21 protein-coding genes and 2 tRNA genes are annotated in these 16,888 nt (G+C 44.4%); 11 read left to right on the top strand and 12 right to left on the bottom strand.

Annotated features, from left to right (window positions below):
• Nucleotides 1-8 precede the first annotated feature (8 nt).
• Entirely contained in the window at nucleotides 9-404 is a 396-nt protein-coding gene (locus ACP7BU_RS11475) for a DUF4870 family protein (RefSeq protein ID WP_004278660.1), read from the top strand.
• Between the two features lie 58 nt (nucleotides 405-462).
• On the opposite strand, the gene ACP7BU_RS11480 is transcribed toward ACP7BU_RS11475, so the two are convergent.
• From ACP7BU_RS11480 to hisB, 7 genes are all read right to left on the bottom strand, one after another.
• Nucleotides 463-1,356, bottom strand: coding sequence for a DMT family transporter (locus ACP7BU_RS11480; protein WP_425879941.1), 894 nt, complete (start codon nucleotides 1,354-1,356; stop codon nucleotides 463-465).
• Nucleotides 1,357-1,458: 102 nt separating this feature from the next.
• Nucleotides 1,459-2,193: a 1-(5-phosphoribosyl)-5-[(5-phosphoribosylamino)methylideneamino]imidazole-4-carboxamide isomerase gene (hisA, locus tag ACP7BU_RS11485; protein ID WP_425879940.1), complete on the bottom strand. Its 735-nt coding sequence runs from the start codon at nucleotides 2,191-2,193 to the stop codon at nucleotides 1,459-1,461.
• Nucleotides 2,194-2,338: 145 nt separating this feature from the next.
• The gene (locus ACP7BU_RS11490) at nucleotides 2,339-2,503 is read right to left on the bottom strand and encodes a hypothetical protein (protein ID WP_312328523.1); all 165 of its coding nucleotides are present in this window, start codon (nucleotides 2,501-2,503) and stop codon (nucleotides 2,339-2,341) included.
• A gap of 8 nt (nucleotides 2,504-2,511) precedes the next feature.
• Nucleotides 2,512-3,171 carry a 3'-5' exonuclease gene (locus ACP7BU_RS11495; RefSeq protein WP_425879939.1) on the bottom strand — a complete coding sequence of 220 codons (660 nt, stop codon included), beginning with the start codon at nucleotides 3,169-3,171 and terminating at the stop codon, nucleotides 2,512-2,514.
• 103 nt (nucleotides 3,172-3,274) lie between these two features.
• Nucleotides 3,275-3,793, bottom strand: coding sequence for a DUF805 domain-containing protein (locus ACP7BU_RS11500; RefSeq protein ID WP_180181446.1), 519 nt, complete (start codon nucleotides 3,791-3,793; stop codon nucleotides 3,275-3,277).
• Between the two features lie 132 nt (nucleotides 3,794-3,925).
• Complete coding sequence (gene hisH / locus ACP7BU_RS11505; protein ID WP_313564798.1) at nucleotides 3,926-4,543, bottom strand: imidazole glycerol phosphate synthase subunit HisH; 618 nt, start codon at nucleotides 4,541-4,543, stop codon at nucleotides 3,926-3,928.
• Nucleotides 4,543-5,136, bottom strand: coding sequence for an imidazoleglycerol-phosphate dehydratase HisB (gene hisB / locus ACP7BU_RS11510; protein WP_425879938.1), 594 nt, complete (start codon nucleotides 5,134-5,136; stop codon nucleotides 4,543-4,545). The genes hisH and hisB overlap by 1 nt, the downstream gene beginning before the upstream one ends.
• 96 nt (nucleotides 5,137-5,232) lie before the next feature.
• Between hisB and ACP7BU_RS11515 the strand changes: the two genes are divergently transcribed.
• From ACP7BU_RS11515 to tehB, 7 genes are all read left to right on the top strand, one after another.
• Nucleotides 5,233-5,610 carry a GNAT family N-acetyltransferase gene (locus ACP7BU_RS11515; protein ID WP_004278652.1) on the top strand — a complete coding sequence of 126 codons (378 nt, stop codon included), beginning with the start codon at nucleotides 5,233-5,235 and terminating at the stop codon, nucleotides 5,608-5,610.
• Nucleotides 5,611-5,813: 203 nt separating this feature from the next.
• Nucleotides 5,814-5,889 (top strand) — tRNA-Phe (locus ACP7BU_RS11520).
• A 137-nt stretch (nucleotides 5,890-6,026) separates the two neighbouring features.
• Nucleotides 6,027-6,102, top strand: a tRNA-Phe gene (locus ACP7BU_RS11525).
• A gap of 221 nt (nucleotides 6,103-6,323) precedes the next feature.
• Complete coding sequence (locus ACP7BU_RS11530; RefSeq protein ID WP_425879973.1) at nucleotides 6,324-6,821, top strand: hypothetical protein; 498 nt, start codon at nucleotides 6,324-6,326, stop codon at nucleotides 6,819-6,821.
• 226 nt (nucleotides 6,822-7,047) lie between these two features.
• Nucleotides 7,048-7,797 (top strand): hypothetical protein, encoded by a 750-nt coding sequence (locus tag ACP7BU_RS11535; RefSeq protein ID WP_425879937.1) that lies wholly within the window; start codon nucleotides 7,048-7,050, stop codon nucleotides 7,795-7,797.
• A gap of 109 nt (nucleotides 7,798-7,906) precedes the next feature.
• A complete protein-coding gene (locus ACP7BU_RS11540; protein WP_338840505.1) occupies nucleotides 7,907-8,179 on the top strand; it encodes a hypothetical protein in 273 nt (90 codons plus the stop codon).
• A gap of 216 nt (nucleotides 8,180-8,395) precedes the next feature.
• A complete protein-coding gene (gene tehB, locus ACP7BU_RS11545) occupies nucleotides 8,396-9,262 on the top strand; it encodes an SAM-dependent methyltransferase TehB (RefSeq protein ID WP_425879936.1) in 867 nt (288 codons plus the stop codon).
• 98 nt (nucleotides 9,263-9,360) lie between these two features.
• Here tehB and ACP7BU_RS11550 read toward each other — a convergent pair whose 3' ends face one another.
• Nucleotides 9,361-9,741 (bottom strand): hypothetical protein, encoded by a 381-nt coding sequence (locus tag ACP7BU_RS11550; RefSeq protein WP_425879935.1) that lies wholly within the window; start codon nucleotides 9,739-9,741, stop codon nucleotides 9,361-9,363.
• A gap of 177 nt (nucleotides 9,742-9,918) precedes the next feature.
• On the opposite strand from ACP7BU_RS11550, the gene ACP7BU_RS11555 reads away from it, so the two are divergent.
• Together ACP7BU_RS11555 and ACP7BU_RS11560 are read left to right on the top strand one after the other, a co-directional pair.
• Nucleotides 9,919-10,383 (top strand): hypothetical protein, encoded by a 465-nt coding sequence (locus ACP7BU_RS11555; RefSeq protein WP_195725259.1) that lies wholly within the window; start codon nucleotides 9,919-9,921, stop codon nucleotides 10,381-10,383.
• Complete coding sequence (locus ACP7BU_RS11560) at nucleotides 10,374-10,709, top strand: hypothetical protein (RefSeq protein WP_004278645.1); 336 nt, start codon at nucleotides 10,374-10,376, stop codon at nucleotides 10,707-10,709. Before ACP7BU_RS11555 ends, ACP7BU_RS11560 begins: the two co-directional genes overlap by 10 nt.
• A gap of 19 nt (nucleotides 10,710-10,728) precedes the next feature.
• On the opposite strand, the gene ACP7BU_RS11565 is transcribed toward ACP7BU_RS11560, so the two are convergent.
• The 3 genes from ACP7BU_RS11565 to fadB all read right to left on the bottom strand — a co-directional run bounded on the left by ACP7BU_RS11565 (nucleotide 10,729) and on the right by fadB (nucleotide 14,705).
• Entirely contained in the window at nucleotides 10,729-11,232 is a 504-nt protein-coding gene (locus ACP7BU_RS11565; protein WP_004278644.1) for a glycine-rich domain-containing protein, read from the bottom strand.
• 137 nt (nucleotides 11,233-11,369) lie between these two features.
• Nucleotides 11,370-12,542 (bottom strand): acetyl-CoA C-acyltransferase FadA, encoded by a 1,173-nt coding sequence (gene fadA, locus ACP7BU_RS11570; RefSeq protein WP_004278643.1) that lies wholly within the window; start codon nucleotides 12,540-12,542, stop codon nucleotides 11,370-11,372.
• Nucleotides 12,543-12,554: 12 nt separating this feature from the next.
• Nucleotides 12,555-14,705 carry a fatty acid oxidation complex subunit alpha FadB gene (fadB, locus tag ACP7BU_RS11575; protein ID WP_005245805.1) on the bottom strand — a complete coding sequence of 717 codons (2,151 nt, stop codon included), beginning with the start codon at nucleotides 14,703-14,705 and terminating at the stop codon, nucleotides 12,555-12,557.
• A gap of 586 nt (nucleotides 14,706-15,291) precedes the next feature.
• Between fadB and ACP7BU_RS11580 the strand changes: the two genes are divergently transcribed.
• Nucleotides 15,292-15,705 carry a PH domain-containing protein gene (locus ACP7BU_RS11580; RefSeq protein ID WP_004278641.1) on the top strand — a complete coding sequence of 138 codons (414 nt, stop codon included), beginning with the start codon at nucleotides 15,292-15,294 and terminating at the stop codon, nucleotides 15,703-15,705.
• 17 nt (nucleotides 15,706-15,722) lie between these two features.
• Here the strand turns inward: ACP7BU_RS11580 and ACP7BU_RS11585 are convergent, their stop codons facing one another.
• On the bottom strand, nucleotides 15,723-16,784 hold the full coding sequence (locus ACP7BU_RS11585; protein ID WP_425879934.1) for an AAA family ATPase: 1,062 nt from the start codon (nucleotides 16,782-16,784) through the stop codon (nucleotides 15,723-15,725).
• Nucleotides 16,785-16,888: the final 104 nt, after the last annotated feature.

Here is a 16,888-nt window from a genome sequence, read left to right on the forward strand (position 1 = left end):
GAGGGGACGTGAACTATTCCATTGATAAAGATTCAAACCGCACACTGACTTTTGCACTGTACATTTTATATATTGTGGCCATTTTTAGTGCTGGCCTGCTGGCTCTTGTGGCGTTGATCATTAACTATGTGAAACGGCACGATGTGCGCGGTTCCATCTTTGAAAGCCATTTTACCTGGCAGATCCGCAGTTTCTGGTGGTATCTGTTCTGGAATATCGTCGCCTTTATTCCATTTTTCTTTTTGTTCTTTACCGGTGAAGATCCTAACCTGTTTGCAGGGGTCGCATTTGGTGCATCCGCGTTCTGTTTAGTGGTGGTGGTTTTGGCCTGGATCTGGATTGTGTATCGGGCGATTCGCGGCATCATGCGCTTAAATGACAATAGACCGATGTATAGCAAATAATTTTAGCCGTATTTCCCTAGAGAAAAAAATCCCTCTTTTTCAGGGGGATTTAGCGGAATTAAGAAAGATCTTGCTTTAATTCTTCTGTTGGTTGTTTTCTTAAAAACTTCGGTTTCCATTCACTGGCAATCACGCCCAGTACCACCAGCAATCCGCCTAATAAAGCCAGTGACGGTAAACGTTCTCCGGCCAGACGGCCAAACAGGGCTGCCCATACCGGTTCGCCGGCATAGATAATCGCTGCCTGTGATGGGTCGACCATGCGCTGCGCCCAGTTCATCACCAGTTGAATCAAGGCACTGGCAATGCCCAAACCGACTAAAATCCCTGCCAGATGCCAGTGGAATTCAGGTAGCTGAGATTCACCTAAAACAGGTGCGATCATAAAGCAGAACAGGGATGCAAAAATCAGTTGCAGCACGGTGACCCGGCGTACATTCACCTGCTCGACAAAATGGCTGATAAAAATAATCTCCAGCGCAATCGCAATCGAACCGAGCAAAGTCAGGGTTTGCCCGAAACTGAGCTGAATCGCAGCAAAGCCATTTCCTGTCAAAAACACCAGACCGATAAAGGCAAACAGTGCTCCGATCCAGGTCATGACATGCGGTTTTTTACGGAACATTAACCAGAGCAGGATTGGAACCAGTGGAACATACAAGGCGGTTAAAAAAGCCGATTCGCTGCTGCTGATGGTCTGCAAGCCCACAGTTTGAGTGCCGTAGCCAATGGCGATCATGATCCCAATTACCGCGCCAGCGAACACCTCTTTCAGGTTCATGCCTTTTAGCGACTTTAGGGAAATCAGGGTGACGGCAAGGGCTGCTGCAGCAAAACGCAGGCCGACAAACATAATCGGACTGCTAAAGTTCAGCCCGTATTGCACGGTAATAAAACTGCCACCCCAGATAATGGTGATCAGGATCAAGGCGAGTTGCGGCGCTTTCACCATTCAGCCGGAGTGATTTTTGGAAATAAGGGTAGACATGCCAAGAGATCAGAAAATTAAAAAAATAAAAAAGAGGTCCGAAGACCTCTTTTACAGCAGGCTTAATTATAGCGCCTGTTGCTCATCTAGCAACAATTGTGCTTCACGCAAGCTTAATGTACCTTCGTAAATCGCACGGCCGGTAATTGCACCTAAAATACCCGGTTGATCTTTCAGGTTACGTACATCATCCAGATTGGTCACGCCGCCTGAAGCAATCACAGGCAAACCTGAGTATTGTGCCAGATTCACGGTTTGCTCAATATTCACACCCTGCATCATGCCATCACGCGCGATATCCGTATAGACAATGCTCGACACGCCCGCATCGGCAAAACGTTTCGCCAGATCAGTGGCTTTAACATCAGTCACATTGGCCCAGCCATCTGTTGCCACCATGTCATTCATGGCATCAATCCCAACAATAATATGACCGGCAAATTTTCGACATGCTTCTTCAACAAATTCAGGATCCTGAACTGCTTTGGTGCCAATGATCACAAAAGAAACACCGGCTTGCAGATAATGCTCAATGGTTTCCAGAGAACGGATACCACCACCAATCTGGATCGGCAAATCAGGTTGAGATCGGACGATGGCTTCAACCACTGGTTTATGGATTGGCGTACCTGCGAAAGCACCGTTTAAATCTACTAAATGCAAGCGGCGAGCGCCTTCATTTACCCAATGCTGTGCTGTTGCGACCGGATCGTCTGAAAATACGGTATCGTCTTCCATACGACCTTGTTTTAAACGGACACATTTGCCATCTTTCAGGTCAATTGCAGGGATGATCAGCATGCTTTCGCTCCTTGCTTAATCTTTAGAATGAATTTGAGTGTATTCATCTTAGCAAATAAAGTCGAAATTTCTAACTCTTAAACGGTATGAATAAAGAAAACCTGTCCATAGATAGGTAGCAGTGAGGTAATTTATTTTAATGGTTTTAGTGATCCGTCTCTTGAATGGCGATCAGATGTTCCACAACGGGTCGTGTACTGAGCGGGTCGATAATCGAAGCTGTAAGATCTACTAAAGTCACAGCTCTCTCATCGACCGCGTTCATCACAGCTTTCATGCGTACATCAAGTTGCCAGTACCAGCAGGCCATGCAAGCACTTAAGCCGTCGATGAAGGACGGATTCTTAATTTCAGTGAAGTATTGGGAATCTCTTTGGGTAAGAGACCCCGCCGCAACAATTCTTCAAATACCAGCACGGGCGTGTAGGCATCTGCGGCTGCATAATCAATTTGTGCCGGGCTGAGCTTCTTGCTGGCCCAGTTCGAGGTACTAATCCGTTTGGATTTAGGAAAATTTACTTGAAATAGCAAAGCCATGGCATTTTTTAATCCGACCGGATTGTTTAAACCAAAAGCTTTAAAACATTTGGACAGTTCAATCACACTATTCAGTTCAATGCCTTTTTTACGGAACAGGTGCGCATCATTTTTCAGGCCAAAACCGACCTTGATCTGCTCGCGACTGGCAAAGATCGGTTTAAGAAAATCCCAGATCGAATCATTCATTTGAAATAAATAGGCTTTATCTAAAGTGGCCAGCTGAATCAGATGTGGCCCGGTAGAAACCTCACCAACTTTAAAGGTCGGTTTGGATTCAGAATCGAAACCCAGGACTGCATGGCTTTTTAGCTCCTGTGCAAGGGCATGACACTGTTCCAGACGATTAATCACCTGAATCTGTTGCATCGGAAGATTTTTAAATACAGGAAAGGTCTGAATTTGTTCCTTGCTTGGTAAAGTATCCAGCAGCTGTTGCATAAGCTTCAATCATGAAATGAATGCGTTCAGCTTAATCACTTTTCCTGTTCTAGGCAAAAATAAAGCCCATGAAGAATGGGCTTTATGCAGAATTTAAATAGGTTTAATCAGTGTGATAGCTACTCTGTTCCATCTGCGCCTGTTGAGCACGTTCAACATAATTCTGATAAGCAGGGACAGCAAAGGCGGCCAAAATAACCGCGAGTACCAGATACAGCACCACCAAAAGCGTTTCCCAGCCACGTGTCGTGCGTGGAGGGCCATATTCATTACTTTCGTTGTGACCGGGTGCCAATAACAGGTAAAGTGTAAAGACAAGGTTTACGACCGGCACAAAAATCAGTAAAGAAAGCCAGCCATTATGATTACGGTCATGTAAACGACGAATTAAAAAAATCACGCTAAAATAAATCGCAACGCCGTAGATCAAAACCAACAGCACCATTAAAGGCATGGACATTTTACCATCTAAAGTCTCTGGACTCATTCCAGGTAAAATGAAAGCAGCAATGATCCCGATGATCATAAAGCAAAAACCCAGCAGCATATTCCATGCGATATACGAACGTCGCCCAAAACGTCCTGATGCATTCCACCCCGAATCCTGAATTGTATTACTCATTATTTTTCCTTTGTTTTCATTAGATTTTTTATAAGTAAGTCTATGATAAAGGGGTTTTTTATAAATGAAAAGTGTAAAAAATAATCAATAAAAAAGCCCGCAATTTGCGAGCTTTTTGGGACGAAAGGAAAATCAGATTTCCCAATCCACAAAGTTTTTCAATAACTGCAAACCGGCGGTATGGCTCTTTTCCGGATGGAACTGGGTCGCAAACAGGTTTTCTTTATGAATTGCAGTACAGAACTCAATGCCATAGGTACAAGTAGCTGCTACTAAGTCTGAATCTTGTGGCTCTACATAGTAACTGTGCACAAAGTAAAAACGCGCATCCTGTTCGATATTGTTCCACATTGGATGCTCTGGATCGGCCTGATGTACCTGGTTCCAGCCCATATGCGGCACTTTTAAGCCCGCCATTTCCGGAAAATGCTTGACCGCACCTTCGAAAATACCCAGTGCATCGGTACCGCCATTTTCTTCCGAATGCTGCATCAAGGCTTGCATGCCGACACAAATGGCCAGTACCGGTTTGTTAAATACGGCATTACGTACCACTTCATCAATCCCGGCTTCGTGCATGCCTTGCATGCAGTCACGCATGGCACCGACACCTGGAAAGACAATCTTGTCTGCTTGCGCAATCAGTTTTGGATCATTGGTCACATCAACCGTGGCACCGACATGTTCTAATGCTTTTGCCGCAGAGTGCAAATTTCCCATGCCATAATCAAGAAGGGCAATACGGGTCATTACAGTGTACCTTTGGTTGAAGCTACCGTATTGGCAGCACGTAGATCCACTTCACAGGCCATACGCAGCGCACGCGCAAATGCTTTAAATACGCTTTCGATCTGGTGATGGCTGTTTTTGCCTTTCAGGTTATCGATATGCACAGTCATCAAGGAATGGTTTACAAAGCCTTGGAAAAATTCAGAGAATAAATCCACATCAAAACGGCCGATCATGGCACGGGTAAATGGAATATCCATAAACAGGCCCGGACGGCCAGACAGATCAACTACGACACGGCTCAAAGACTCATCCAGCGGGGCATAGAAGTGACCATAGCGTTTCAGGCCTTTTTTATCGCCCAATGCCTGTGCAAATGCCTGACCCAGCGTAATACCGCAGTCTTCCACAGTATGATGGTCATCGATTTCCAGATCGCCATCACAATGAATATCAATATCAAACAGGCCATGACGCTTGATTTGATCAATCATATGATCTAAAAAGGGAATACCCGTGTTTAAGGTGCCTTGACCAGTACCGTCGAGATTCAAACGAACTCGAATTTTGGTTTCGTTGGTATTTCTTACCACTTCACTGATACGATCTGTCATAGACACGTTCCTCAAATACGTCAAAATGATTGATGTAGAAAATATTTTCGCCGTGACGAAGTCACCGCATATTAGATTGCTCAGGAGGGTTTATCAATGCCTATCACCGTACATGCTTATACTTCTTTAGAAAATGACGAAGTGCGCAGCCAGCTTGAGCGACTGTATGACACGAGCCCTGAATTTAGTGACGGGGCAGATGCCATGGAACAACTAGAGCAAAACCTTGCACAGTATACCTCAGTTTATAGCGCAGAATTTAATAGCAAAATTATTGGGGCAATCTGGTGCACCGGACAGGGTGAAAGCCGGATTCTGGAAAATATCGTGGTACATCCGGCCAATCGCGGTCGTGGTGTGGCAGAAAGGCTGGTCAGCGAAGTCTGCCGCATGGAAGAAGAAAAAGGCGTGAAAAATTTCGTCCCAGGCTGTGGGGCCATTCATCGTTGTCTCGCCAATCTGGAAAAAATCTGAAGATAGAGCAATATCAAGCAGTCATTAGGCTGCTTTTTTATGTAAATAAGCGCTTAAATCTGTTTTATTACTGAGGTCTTTGGTAAACACTGTTCGATTTATGACTCAAATTGATGCGAGTTGATGGAAAAGTAAACATTTGATGAAAATTATTCTCTCTGCTCTTGACGATTTACAGCTGAAACTGTTTAATACGCGACATCGGCGTGATAGCTCAGTAGGTAGAGCAACGGATTGAAAATCCGTGTGTCCCCAGTTCGATCCTGGGTCTCGCCACCATATTTTAAAACGATTTCAAAGTTTTCAATCCCTGATCCCATCAGGGATTTTTTTTAGGCCAAAAATCAGCCACTCAAATATTTTTTTCATAATTTTGATTGACTAATGAGGCCAGATACGGCTTAATACACCGCATCGGCGTGATAGCTCAGTAGGTAGAGCAACGGATTGAAAATCCGTGTGTCCCCAGTTCGATCCTGGGTCTCGCCACCATATTCAAAAAATCCTCAAACTTGGTTTGGGGATTTTTTTTTGCCTGCACCAAAGCTAGATCAGCATTCTCTTTTATTTTTCAGTCTTTTTAATTCCTTCTTTTCCCAGTTTCCTGCCTTTTTATGCATCATTGACCGTTTATCAAACTTAACAATAGGCACTAGCATTATTTGTAAGATTTAGCTTTGACGCTTTCCCTTTTCCAAACGAGGGTGAAAATGATGAATCTCCTAACACCAATTAAACTCGGCTTTCTTACGGCCTGTACTGCTTTTAGCCTGCCGATATTAAGCCATGCTGCGCCTGCTGCTGATTCTGTTGTCTTGCCGACTCTGACCGTCATGGCGGAACCGGAACTGCGCGCCGTGACTGAAAAAATGTTGCCTTATCAGGAGCAGAACAGCCAGCGTAAGGCCCTGCAAATGCGCCTGATGAAAATTGAACGTGAAATTCAAGCCTATAGCGTGGACGGCGACGTAGTGGCGAATATTGATGTGATGCGTGCACCTGCCGATCCTGATCTGGATAGCTTGCCTGTGGTGTTTCGCGAATATGTATTGGCCATCGCACAGGGCTTGCAGTCTTCAGACCCAAGAAATGGGGTATATGTACTGCTGCAACCTTTTGGAATTAACCGCGATGCCACCAATGTGAGTATTGTTCGGGAACAATTCGATCCGAACCGGCTGAATCTGAGCCTGCCATTTAATTCCCCATAATGTGCGCCTGTCGGTCTAGATAATTTTGTTTAACAAGCTTATTCAAGCTGTCATGCAACGAGATCGACAAAATAGTGTTCTGGGAAAGGGTGGCTTTGTGAGAGGAGCAATTTCTGTCTAAGCTAGACATATTATTGGAAAAATCAAATGCCTTGAATTGTGTTTAAAAAATAAGCATAGTGGATGTAAATCAACAAGATCTGACTGACAGAGCTGGAGCGTATACATGCCGCGTGTTTTTATGATTGTAGCCGCTGTGACACTGGCAATTTTTATTGGGCTGTTTTATCAGAATTCGGTTCAGCAAAAACATCAGGCCGAGCTGCTCGAATATGAAACCGTGCTCGAAGAAAAAACCGAGAGCATTGCGCAGCAGGCACAGGACTGGTCTAAACCAATTCAGATTGAACTTGAGGATGACCGTCTGGATGGTGACTATGCCATCATGGCAGAATTTATGCTGGGGCAATTGCGCGACAGTGCCGAGGAACGCAATCAGTATCTACGCGACTTAAAAGCCGCCAACTGGCAGAATTTTCTGAATATCGACCGCTTGGCCAAGGATCAGGCACAAGGCTATAAAGAAACGGAAGCGATGCTCAAGCAAGTCCATCAAATTGTGAACAGCTATCAGCAGAAAATCCAGCAGCGCGATGCCGAGCTGATCGACAAGGCACAGCAACTGGATATTAAAAACCGTTATCGCCAGCAACTGAGCCTGACCCTGAAAGACAGTCAGCAAAATAGTAATGCACATGTCATTTTTGAAATTGAAAAACAGACTTTGGCCAAGGCCGATGCCTTATTTGCAATACTGAAAAAGCATAAATGGCAAAAGAAAAATAATACCTTTATGTTCTATGATGATAAAGCCGTGCAAGAGTTTAATGCGCTGTATAAAGAAATGCTGCATCTGAATAAGCAGACGGAACGAGTGGCGACTGCCAACCAGAAAGCAGTTGAAAACAAGTTGTAGCCTGACTTAGATGACAGGGCTGCCATAGGACTGTCATCTGCTGTTCAAACTCTCTTGCTAAATTGAAGGGGTCGCACAGATCACGACATAACATTTAAGCAGGTGAGTCATGCAAACAATTCAGGTTTTTGCTGATATTCAGCAGGTGTACGGTGAGTTTGTCGCAAATAAAAAATGTCCAAAATTACAAAGGATGAATAACGGGGATAAGAACCGATTGTTCTTAAATCAATATTTCACGCTGATCGAGGACTGGCACTATACCGAACAGATTGTGATTCAGTTCAATCAGCAGTATTTCAGTCTGGATCTGGGGAGCGCACCGGATTTTATGGATCAGGACAAATACATCAGCTGGCTGAAGTCGGAACTGCTGCATTAATCGAATCGCCATATTCCTCATTGATATACAACCGAGCTGTCTCAATAGAGGCAGCTTTTTTATTTTGATAGAAAACTGGTATTGATCTTGCTGTTGCATCGGCACAGCGCGAACAGGCGCTGATTCCAATTCCGATTTGAACAGGCTATGCTGAATTAATTACCGCTGCCAAAAGAATGACAGGCGGAGCATGGATGATATGGAGGGCAAAAAATTATGCAACAGTTGAGATGTTATAAGGAACTTCCAGTCTGGAACCAGCAGAGTATTCCTCAGGGCTTCAAGAATCAGCACAATACCAAAGCCGGCACCTGGGCAAAATTGACAGTATTAAAAGGTGAGTTGCGTTTTGCCATGCTGGAAAAATCTGGTGTAGTGCAATCCGAGCATGTATTTACGCCAGAGCAGCAACCGCCATTTATTGAGCCTGAGGCCTGGCACAAAATTGTTTCTGCCAGTGAAGATGTCGAATGCCAGCTGCGTTTTTACTGCCAGCCTGTGGATTACTTCATCAAGAAATATCAGTTAAATCCTACCCATTCTGAAGTACTGGCAGCGATGCCCTATTTAAAAGGTGGCCGTGCGCTGGATGTCGGCTGTGGTACAGGGCGTAATGCGCTTTATTTGAGTCAGAACGGCTTTAATGTCGATGCCTGGGATGTCAACGAAAACAGTTTGCAGACTTTAAGACAGATCGTGCAGACCGAGCAGATTGATCATGTGCAGGTACAGCGCCGCGACCTTAACACGGATACCAGCATTGCAGGCCAATATGACTTTATCTACTGTACTGTAGTGATGATGTTCCTTGAGGCGAAAACCATTCCACCGCTCATTGCACAGATGCAGCAGGCGACCGTGCCAGGTGGCTATAACCTGATTGTTTGTGCCATGGATACGCCAGATATTCCGGCACAAGCCGATTTTCCATTTGCTTTTCAGCCGGGGGAGTTGCGAGGGTATTATGAGGGCTGGAATATTGTGAAATACAATGAAGATATCGGTGAGCTGTATCGTGTCGATGCACAGGGTCAGCGGATTAAACAGCACTTTGCCACCATGCTGGCGCAGAAGGTTGAATAGAAGATTGAGGATTTTTTTAAATTCTTGAGCTTAAATGAGATTACATAAAACAAAAAAAAGATGTCAGACTGACATCTTTTTTTATGCTTTTAAAAAGCTTAAGCCGCTTTTTTAAACCAAGAGAACCAGCCTTTTTTCTCAGCTTTTACTTCTACTTTTTCAGCAGCCGTGTCTTTGGTTTCTACTGCTTCAGTTTTCGCAGCTTCAACGTGTTGTTCTGCTGTAGCTTGAGCCGTTTCTACTTGAGTCGTCGCTTCTGTTTTTACTGCTTCAGCTTTAGTTTCAGCTGCCTGTTGAGTTGCAGCAACAGTCGCTTGAGCAGCTTCAACTTTCGCTTGTACAGGTGCAGCAGTTTCTTTGGCAACTGTTTGGGTCGTTTTGGTTACTACAGTTGCTGGCGCAACTTGAGCTTCAGTTGCCATTGCAGATGCAGAAGTCGCTACGATTGCAGTCGCGATCATTGTTTTAAGCATGTTCATATAAACCCTTTTAAGGAAATAGGAAAAAAAGAGGCTTGATCATACATATATAAAATTTAAGTGATTCATAAATAGGATTTTATTGGTTGATTATTCAACTGAAATTACAAAGGGATAACATTTCATCTAGTTAAGAATTATAATTATTTAAAACAAATAATTATTTTAGAGATTGTAGTGGGCGACCTTCAAACAAATGGATATATTACTTGCTCATCTTGTAATACAGTAAATAAACTTAATCAAATTGGTGATCAAGGTCTTTATCATTGTGGTACTTGCCAAAATCCATTAATTTTCATTAATAAAGAAAAACCTAAATCAGGTTTTATGAAAATTCTTGTTATTGCTGGATTGATTGGGGTTGCTGGTGGTGTAGGCATAGATCAAATAAAAGACGCTCTCAAACCCACTGAAATTAATTATTCGAAAATTCAAACTAATTGGACTGATAAGCAGGTTAGGCAGTTTGATCTTAATTGTAAGGCAAATTTGGCTATGCAAAAGAAAAGATGGGATGCTGAACGTATTGATAAGACATGTACATGTTTTACGACGTACATAGTTGAAAATACTAATTATCCACTCTGGGGTAAGTTAGATCCTAAAGTGGTTGATGCAGGTACAAATGAATGCATTTAGAAAATAATGAAAAAGATCAATTAAATTTAAACCCTAATTTGGAAAAGTTTTTAAACTTAATTGAAGAAGTTTATACAGGTAATTTAAAGGCTTTTAGCGATGCATTTTCCGATGAAGATACTTCTTTTTATGAGCGCTTAAAAAAAGATATTCAGAGGGCAAAACAAGGGTCATTAACCATTAAGAAAGAAGATGCATTGAAGAAATATATATTTTTTCTTGAATATAAGCAGTGGGAAAAGAATACAGACAATAAATTTTCTAAGAAATTAGATTTACAAATAGATACAGCAATTGAAGCCTTATGTAAGGCAACTGGGCAGTGATACTGCCCAGTATAAAAAGCTATTTACATGCACCAGGTACACGACATGCACAGCTTGAAGGAGCGTGACAGGCGTGATCATCACCACAGCGTGCTTCAATTGTGAAATCAGGGTATGGGCCAAACCAAACTTCATAAAGTTCTTTAGTTCGCTGGAAAGTATCTTTCAAATTTTGTTGGTCGACTTCATCATGGATTCCAAAATATGGATAGTGGTGCAGATAAGCTCCAAAAATTTTCAAGCAATCCATGTGGTAATTTCGAGTATCTAAAATGTGAGCATGCCAAAACTCATCAACAAGTTTATTAGGTACTAGCGTTTCTTTTGGATAGAAATATTTTAACGCTAGAAAACGTTTATATTCTTGCTCTGCAAATTCGCAAACTTTTTTTGACATGGTTGCTTCTTTACCTGATGTTAATTTAAATTTTAATTTATTGAAATTTAAACTCTCAACCGAAGTCGGCATATTTGAGCTTGCTAGAGTAGCTTTATGGTTAAAGTCTATTGCTAAATTTCCCATTTCTTTTTCCTTAGTAGGTTTATAGCGTTGTTGCTATGTAGGAAATATTGCCATGTAGCTTTATTTGGATTGGGGAATTTTAAGGGACAAAAAAACCCCGCAAAAGCGGGGTTTTTTTTGATCTTGGTATTTAAGAATTAAACACGTTCGATAATGGTCGCAATACCTTGACCTAGGCCGATACACATCGTCGCAAGACCGATTTGCGTATCTTGCTGTTCCATTACGTTCAGCAATGTTGTTGTGATACGCGCACCAGAACAACCCAATGGGTGACCCAATGCAATCGCGCCACCGTTATGGTTCACGATGTCTTGCTTGTCATAAATACCTAAGCCTTTAAGAACAGACAGACCTTGTGCAGCAAAGGCTTCGTTCAATTCAAAGGTTTGGATATCAGAAATCGCTAGACCAGCGCGTTTCAACGCTTTTTGTGTTGCCGGAACCGGACCATAACCCATGATCGCCGCATCACAGCCCGCAACCGCCATAGAGCGAATTACAGCACGTGGCTTAAGACCTAAAGCTTGAGCACGTTCAGCAGACATCAACAACATTGCAGAAGCACCATCAGACAAAGCTGAAGATGTTGCCGCAGTTACTGTACCGCCTTTCGGATCGAATACTGGACGCAAAGATTTGAACGATTCAAGGTTCGCATCTGGACGGATCACTTCATCGATATCACACAGGATTTTGTAGCCATCTGCATTATGACCTTCAATGCCGACGATCTCGTTCTGGAACAGGCCATTTTCAGTCGCAGCCCAGGCACGGCGATGTGATTCCACACCAAACGCATCCTGTTCTTCACGGCTAATACCGTTCATGCGACCCAACATTTCAGCAGTTAAGCCCATCATGTTCGACGCTTTGGCATAATGCTTAGACGCTTCAGGGTTCAGGTCGATGCCGTGCATCATGCCCACATGGCCCATGTGCTCAACACCACCGATGATGAAGATATCACCCTGGTTCGTGGCAATTTGCGCAGCCGCAGTGTGAATCGCCTGCATAGACGAACCACAAAGACGGTTCACCGTTTGACCTGCAACAGTCTTCGGCAAGTCTGCCAGTAATGCGATATTACGGGCAATGTTCATACCTTGTTCTAGGGTTTGGTTCACACAGCCCCAGATTACGTCTTCAACTTCATGCGGGTCGAATTCGTTACGTACCAGCAGGGCACGGACAAGCTCAGCAGACATCGAGTCGGCACGTACATTGCGGAACATACCGTTTTTGGTTTTACCCATTGCTGAACGTACGCCATCAACGATGACAACGTCACGTGGATTTAAAGTAGCCATTCACGTTGCTCCTTAACCGTAGAATTTTTTGTTGTTAGCAGCCATTTCGCGCAACATTTCTGGCGCTTCATAAGCTTTACCAAGGTGCGCATACTTATTGCAAAGCGCAACATACTCAGCTACACCGGTTTGATCGATGTAACGGCATGGACCACCACGGAATGGCGGGAAACCAACACCCATGATCATCGCCATATCTGCTTCAGCAGCAGTCGCTACAATGTTGTCTTCCAGGCAACGAACTGTTTCGTTACAGAAAGCCAGCATCATACGGTCAATGATTTCCTGAGCGTCAAATTCACGTTTTTCCGAAGTTGCAACAGAGGCTACAAGCTCATACGCAGTCGGATCAACCACTTTGGCTTTTTTGCCTTTACGGTCAAGTTCATACTTGTAGAAACCAACGTCATTCTTTTGCCCCAGACGTTTGTTTTCGTACATGACTTGGATCGAGCCTTTGTAGTCAGGCTTCATGCGATCCGGGAAGCCTTCAGCCATCACTTCTGCACCGTGAACGCCAGTGTCGATACCGACCACGTCCATCAGGTAAGCAGGGCCCATAGGCCAGCCGAATTTTTCCATCACTTTATCGATTTGCTGGAAGTCAGCGCCATCTTTAAGCAACAGGTCAAATGCGCCGAAGTAAGGGAACAATACGCGGTTCACCAGGAAGCCCGGGCAGTCATTGACCACGATTGGTGTTTTACCCATCTTCTGAGCCAGAACGACTGTGGTTGCAATCGCTTCGTCAGAAGTCTTCGCACCACGAATCACTTCAACCAGTGGCATCATGTGTACCGGGTTAAAGAAGTGCATGCCCACGAAGTTTTCAGGACGTTCCAGATTTTCAGCCAGACGCGTGATTGAAATCGTAGAAGTGTTAGATGCAATGATCGTGTTTTCACGAACTTTCGCTTCAGTTTCTTTCAGTACGATGCCTTTAACTTTTGGATTTTCAGTCACGGCTTCGATCACGATGTCCACTTCTTTAAACTCGTCATAGCTTAAAGTTGGACGGATGCGCGCAAGAGTTTCACCCATTTGAGCAGGCTTCATCTTCTTACGTTCAACTTGTTTGGTCAGTAAACCATTGGCTTCTTTCATACCCAAAGCAAGTTGCTGGTTACCGATGTCTTTCATGATGATCGGTGTGCCTTTGCTTGCCGCCTGGTAAGCAATACCACCACCCATGATACCCGCGCCTAAAACAGCCGCCTGGTTCACTGGATGCGCACCTTTTTCATAGCGCTTCGAGGTTTTTTTCACGATCTGGTCGTTCAGGAACAAACCGATCAAGGCACCTGCCTGAGGTGTTACCGCAGCTTTGGCAAAGCCTTCAGCTTCAGCTTTCAGCGCGTCATCACGATGCAGGCTCGCACCCGCTTGAAGAGAATCAAGCAGTAATTTTGGTGCAGGGTATTGAGCTGGATTAGCTTTTGCCAGAACCATGCCTTTCGATGAGTTAAACGCCATCATCTGTTCGATCGGGCTGAGTTTAACTGGATCGAGTTTTTCCTGACGCTTGGTTTTCCAGTCTAAACGGCCATGAATCGCCTGTTTTACCAGATCAAGTGCAGCATCTTGTAGCTTGTCAGCAGGAACGACAGCATCGACTGCGCCGTCTTTCAGTGCAGCAGCTGGCTTCTTAGGATTGGCCATTGCCATCCATTCTACCGCGTTGTCGATACCGATTAGACGGCTTAAACGAACTGTACCACCGAAGCCCGGGAAGATCCCCAGCTTGATTTCAGGCAGGCCCACTTGTGCCTGTTCTGACATGACACGGTAGTCACACACCAGGCACATTTCGAAACCGCCACCCAGTGCCATGCCATTAATGGCAGCCACTTTAGGAATGTCGAGGTCTTCGAAGCTGTTAAAAATTTCATGTACTGGCATTGCCCAGTCAACAATCGCTTGTTCACCCTGAGCAAAGTTGTCGCCGAATTCAGTGATATCAGCACCTACAATAAATGTAGATTTGCCTGAAGTCACAATCAGACCTTGAATATCGGCATGGGAGACGGCTTCGATAGCAGCCTTGAAATCTTCAATCGTTGCACGGTTGAATTTGTTAACGGACTCACCTTGTAAGTCAAAGCGGAATTCTGCAATCCCGTCCTCAAGCATTTGGACGGTAATGGCATTGCCAGCGTGGATCATGCCCTGATCTCCTTTATTTTGGAGGACTTCTAAGTTGATGTTGTGAAGCAAGTGCGCATGTCCCGCGCACTTTTTGACTTCGCTAATCTTACGATAACTATATCCAAAAAGAACATAACAAGTTGTATCAAGCCGTGACGCAATGGTCATCAATTTCTGCCGGATTGGTTCGAACCGCTATGACTTTTCCTTTCAGTTTTCTAAAAGCAGATGAACCAAAGATTTTGTTTCAATTCATTATTTTTTATCAATCAGCCTGATAGATATGGAGCTGGGTGACTGATTTTCAAGGTGCATTTCTAGCGGAATTTTGTCAATTCAGTCAATTTCTATCCTTGAACATACCATTTTTAGCCTCGAAGTATGCTGAGCGCAGGGCTTTCAGGTCTTTGCTGATAGTATTTAATCAACCCAAATAAAAGCGCAGTAGTTCATTTGGGTTGCTGAACTTTTCTGATGAGATCGAAAATGAGAACGATCCTGTCGATGTGTGATTTAAAATAATTTCTATCCTGCCGGGTTGAATCCCTGTCATCTGCTATGGAATTGTTTATGATGATCATGCACCAAGATATGGGGGATATCGATGCACGTATTTCGTTCTAAAAAAGACTGGTGGCTGCTGGCTTTTGTGATTTGTATGAGTGGCCTGTTGCTGCAACTACTGCTGACCATGCAGGCCAAAGGCACTATGCAGCAATATCCGCTGCACACTGCGGTTTATGTCCTGACTATTATCATTTTATGGTGGCCGCTGTGGAGTACGCGCTATGTGGTAGACAATGGGGTGTTGACCATAAAAAGCCTGTGGTTAAGCTGGAAGATTCCGTTAAGTGAAATCCAATCCATTCAGCCCACAGACCACTCTATCATTGCGCCAGCCTTATCCTTAAAGCGTCTGCGAATTGACTATACAGATGCGGGCATGCAGAAATTTATATTGGTTTCACCCAAAGATCAGACTGCTTTTATACAGGCGCTTCAGCCGAATAAAAACTGATATCGAGTCTGACTTAGTTAAGCTTTTGCCTGCTCAGGCAGAACCACCAGTTGTCCATCGACACAGTCCAGATGCAGGCTCAATTGCTCGGGCTGGTTTAAAAAATACAGCGCCAGAATTGGCTCCAGTTCGGTACGCATCTTGCGGCCCAAATGCCGGGCACCGTAACGGATATCATGACCCTGATAGAAATAGGCTTTGGCTGAAGCGCTTAAATGCACGCTGCGTTGCTGATATTGCAAGCGCTTGTTCAGTTTATCCAGTTCAATTTCGACCAGACGTGGCAGGACATCATGCTGTACCGCCTGATAATGCAGGCTGCGGTCAATCCGGTTGAGAAACTCGGGGTCGAATTTACGCTGCATGACTTTTTCAATGATGTGCTGGACGGGAACGCGCTTCAGACAAAGGGCCTGCATTTTTTCCGGCAGATAGCTGAGTTTATTCAGATATTGCTGCGCCGCCTGTGCCCCGACATTGCTGGTCATAAAGATCATGCAGTTGCGAAAATCGATAGTTTTGGTGCCCGCTGTCAATGTCAGCCGGCCAGTATCCAGCACGTTCATAAAGCCGCGAATCACCTCGTTACTGGCTTTTTCCAGTTCATCAAACAGCATGATGCCGGGCCGGGTATGACTGCCGGCAATCGCAGTTTCATCAAACAGGCTGTGACCTTCCTTTGATCCCACATAACCGGGCGGTGCGCCGGTCAAAGCCGCCGCATAATGTTCCTGTGCCAGAGTATTCATATCAATCCGGCAAAAGGCATCCGGGCGGCCATAGATCGCATCGGCAATCAGACGCACGGTTTCTGTTTTACCGACGCCAGTAGGGCCCAGCATCAAGGTAACCGACAAAGGGCGATCCGGACTGGAAAAATCTGCCTTGACCACATGCAACATTTTTTCAATTTCATTCAGGGCTGCATCCTGCCCAATAATCCGTTCACGTAGCAGTTGCATTACCTTACTCGGCTCGAAATGAAAACGCGGTTTACCAATCAGGCGAGCACGTTCAGACGGGTGATGGGTGGAGGTGGAGGGTTGAACAATATGAATGCCCGATTGCTGCAGGGTCATGCGAATCATCTCAAAACTAGACTTTTTGAGCATAACAAAGTTAAAGGTTGAAACTTATAGCTTTTAACAATCAGTTTATGTCGTGAGGATTATAGATTGGGGGG

The sequence above is a fragment of the Acinetobacter sp. 40AMC3-4 genome, assembly GCF_049898185.1.
Lineage (GTDB): Bacteria > Pseudomonadota > Gammaproteobacteria > Pseudomonadales > Moraxellaceae > Acinetobacter.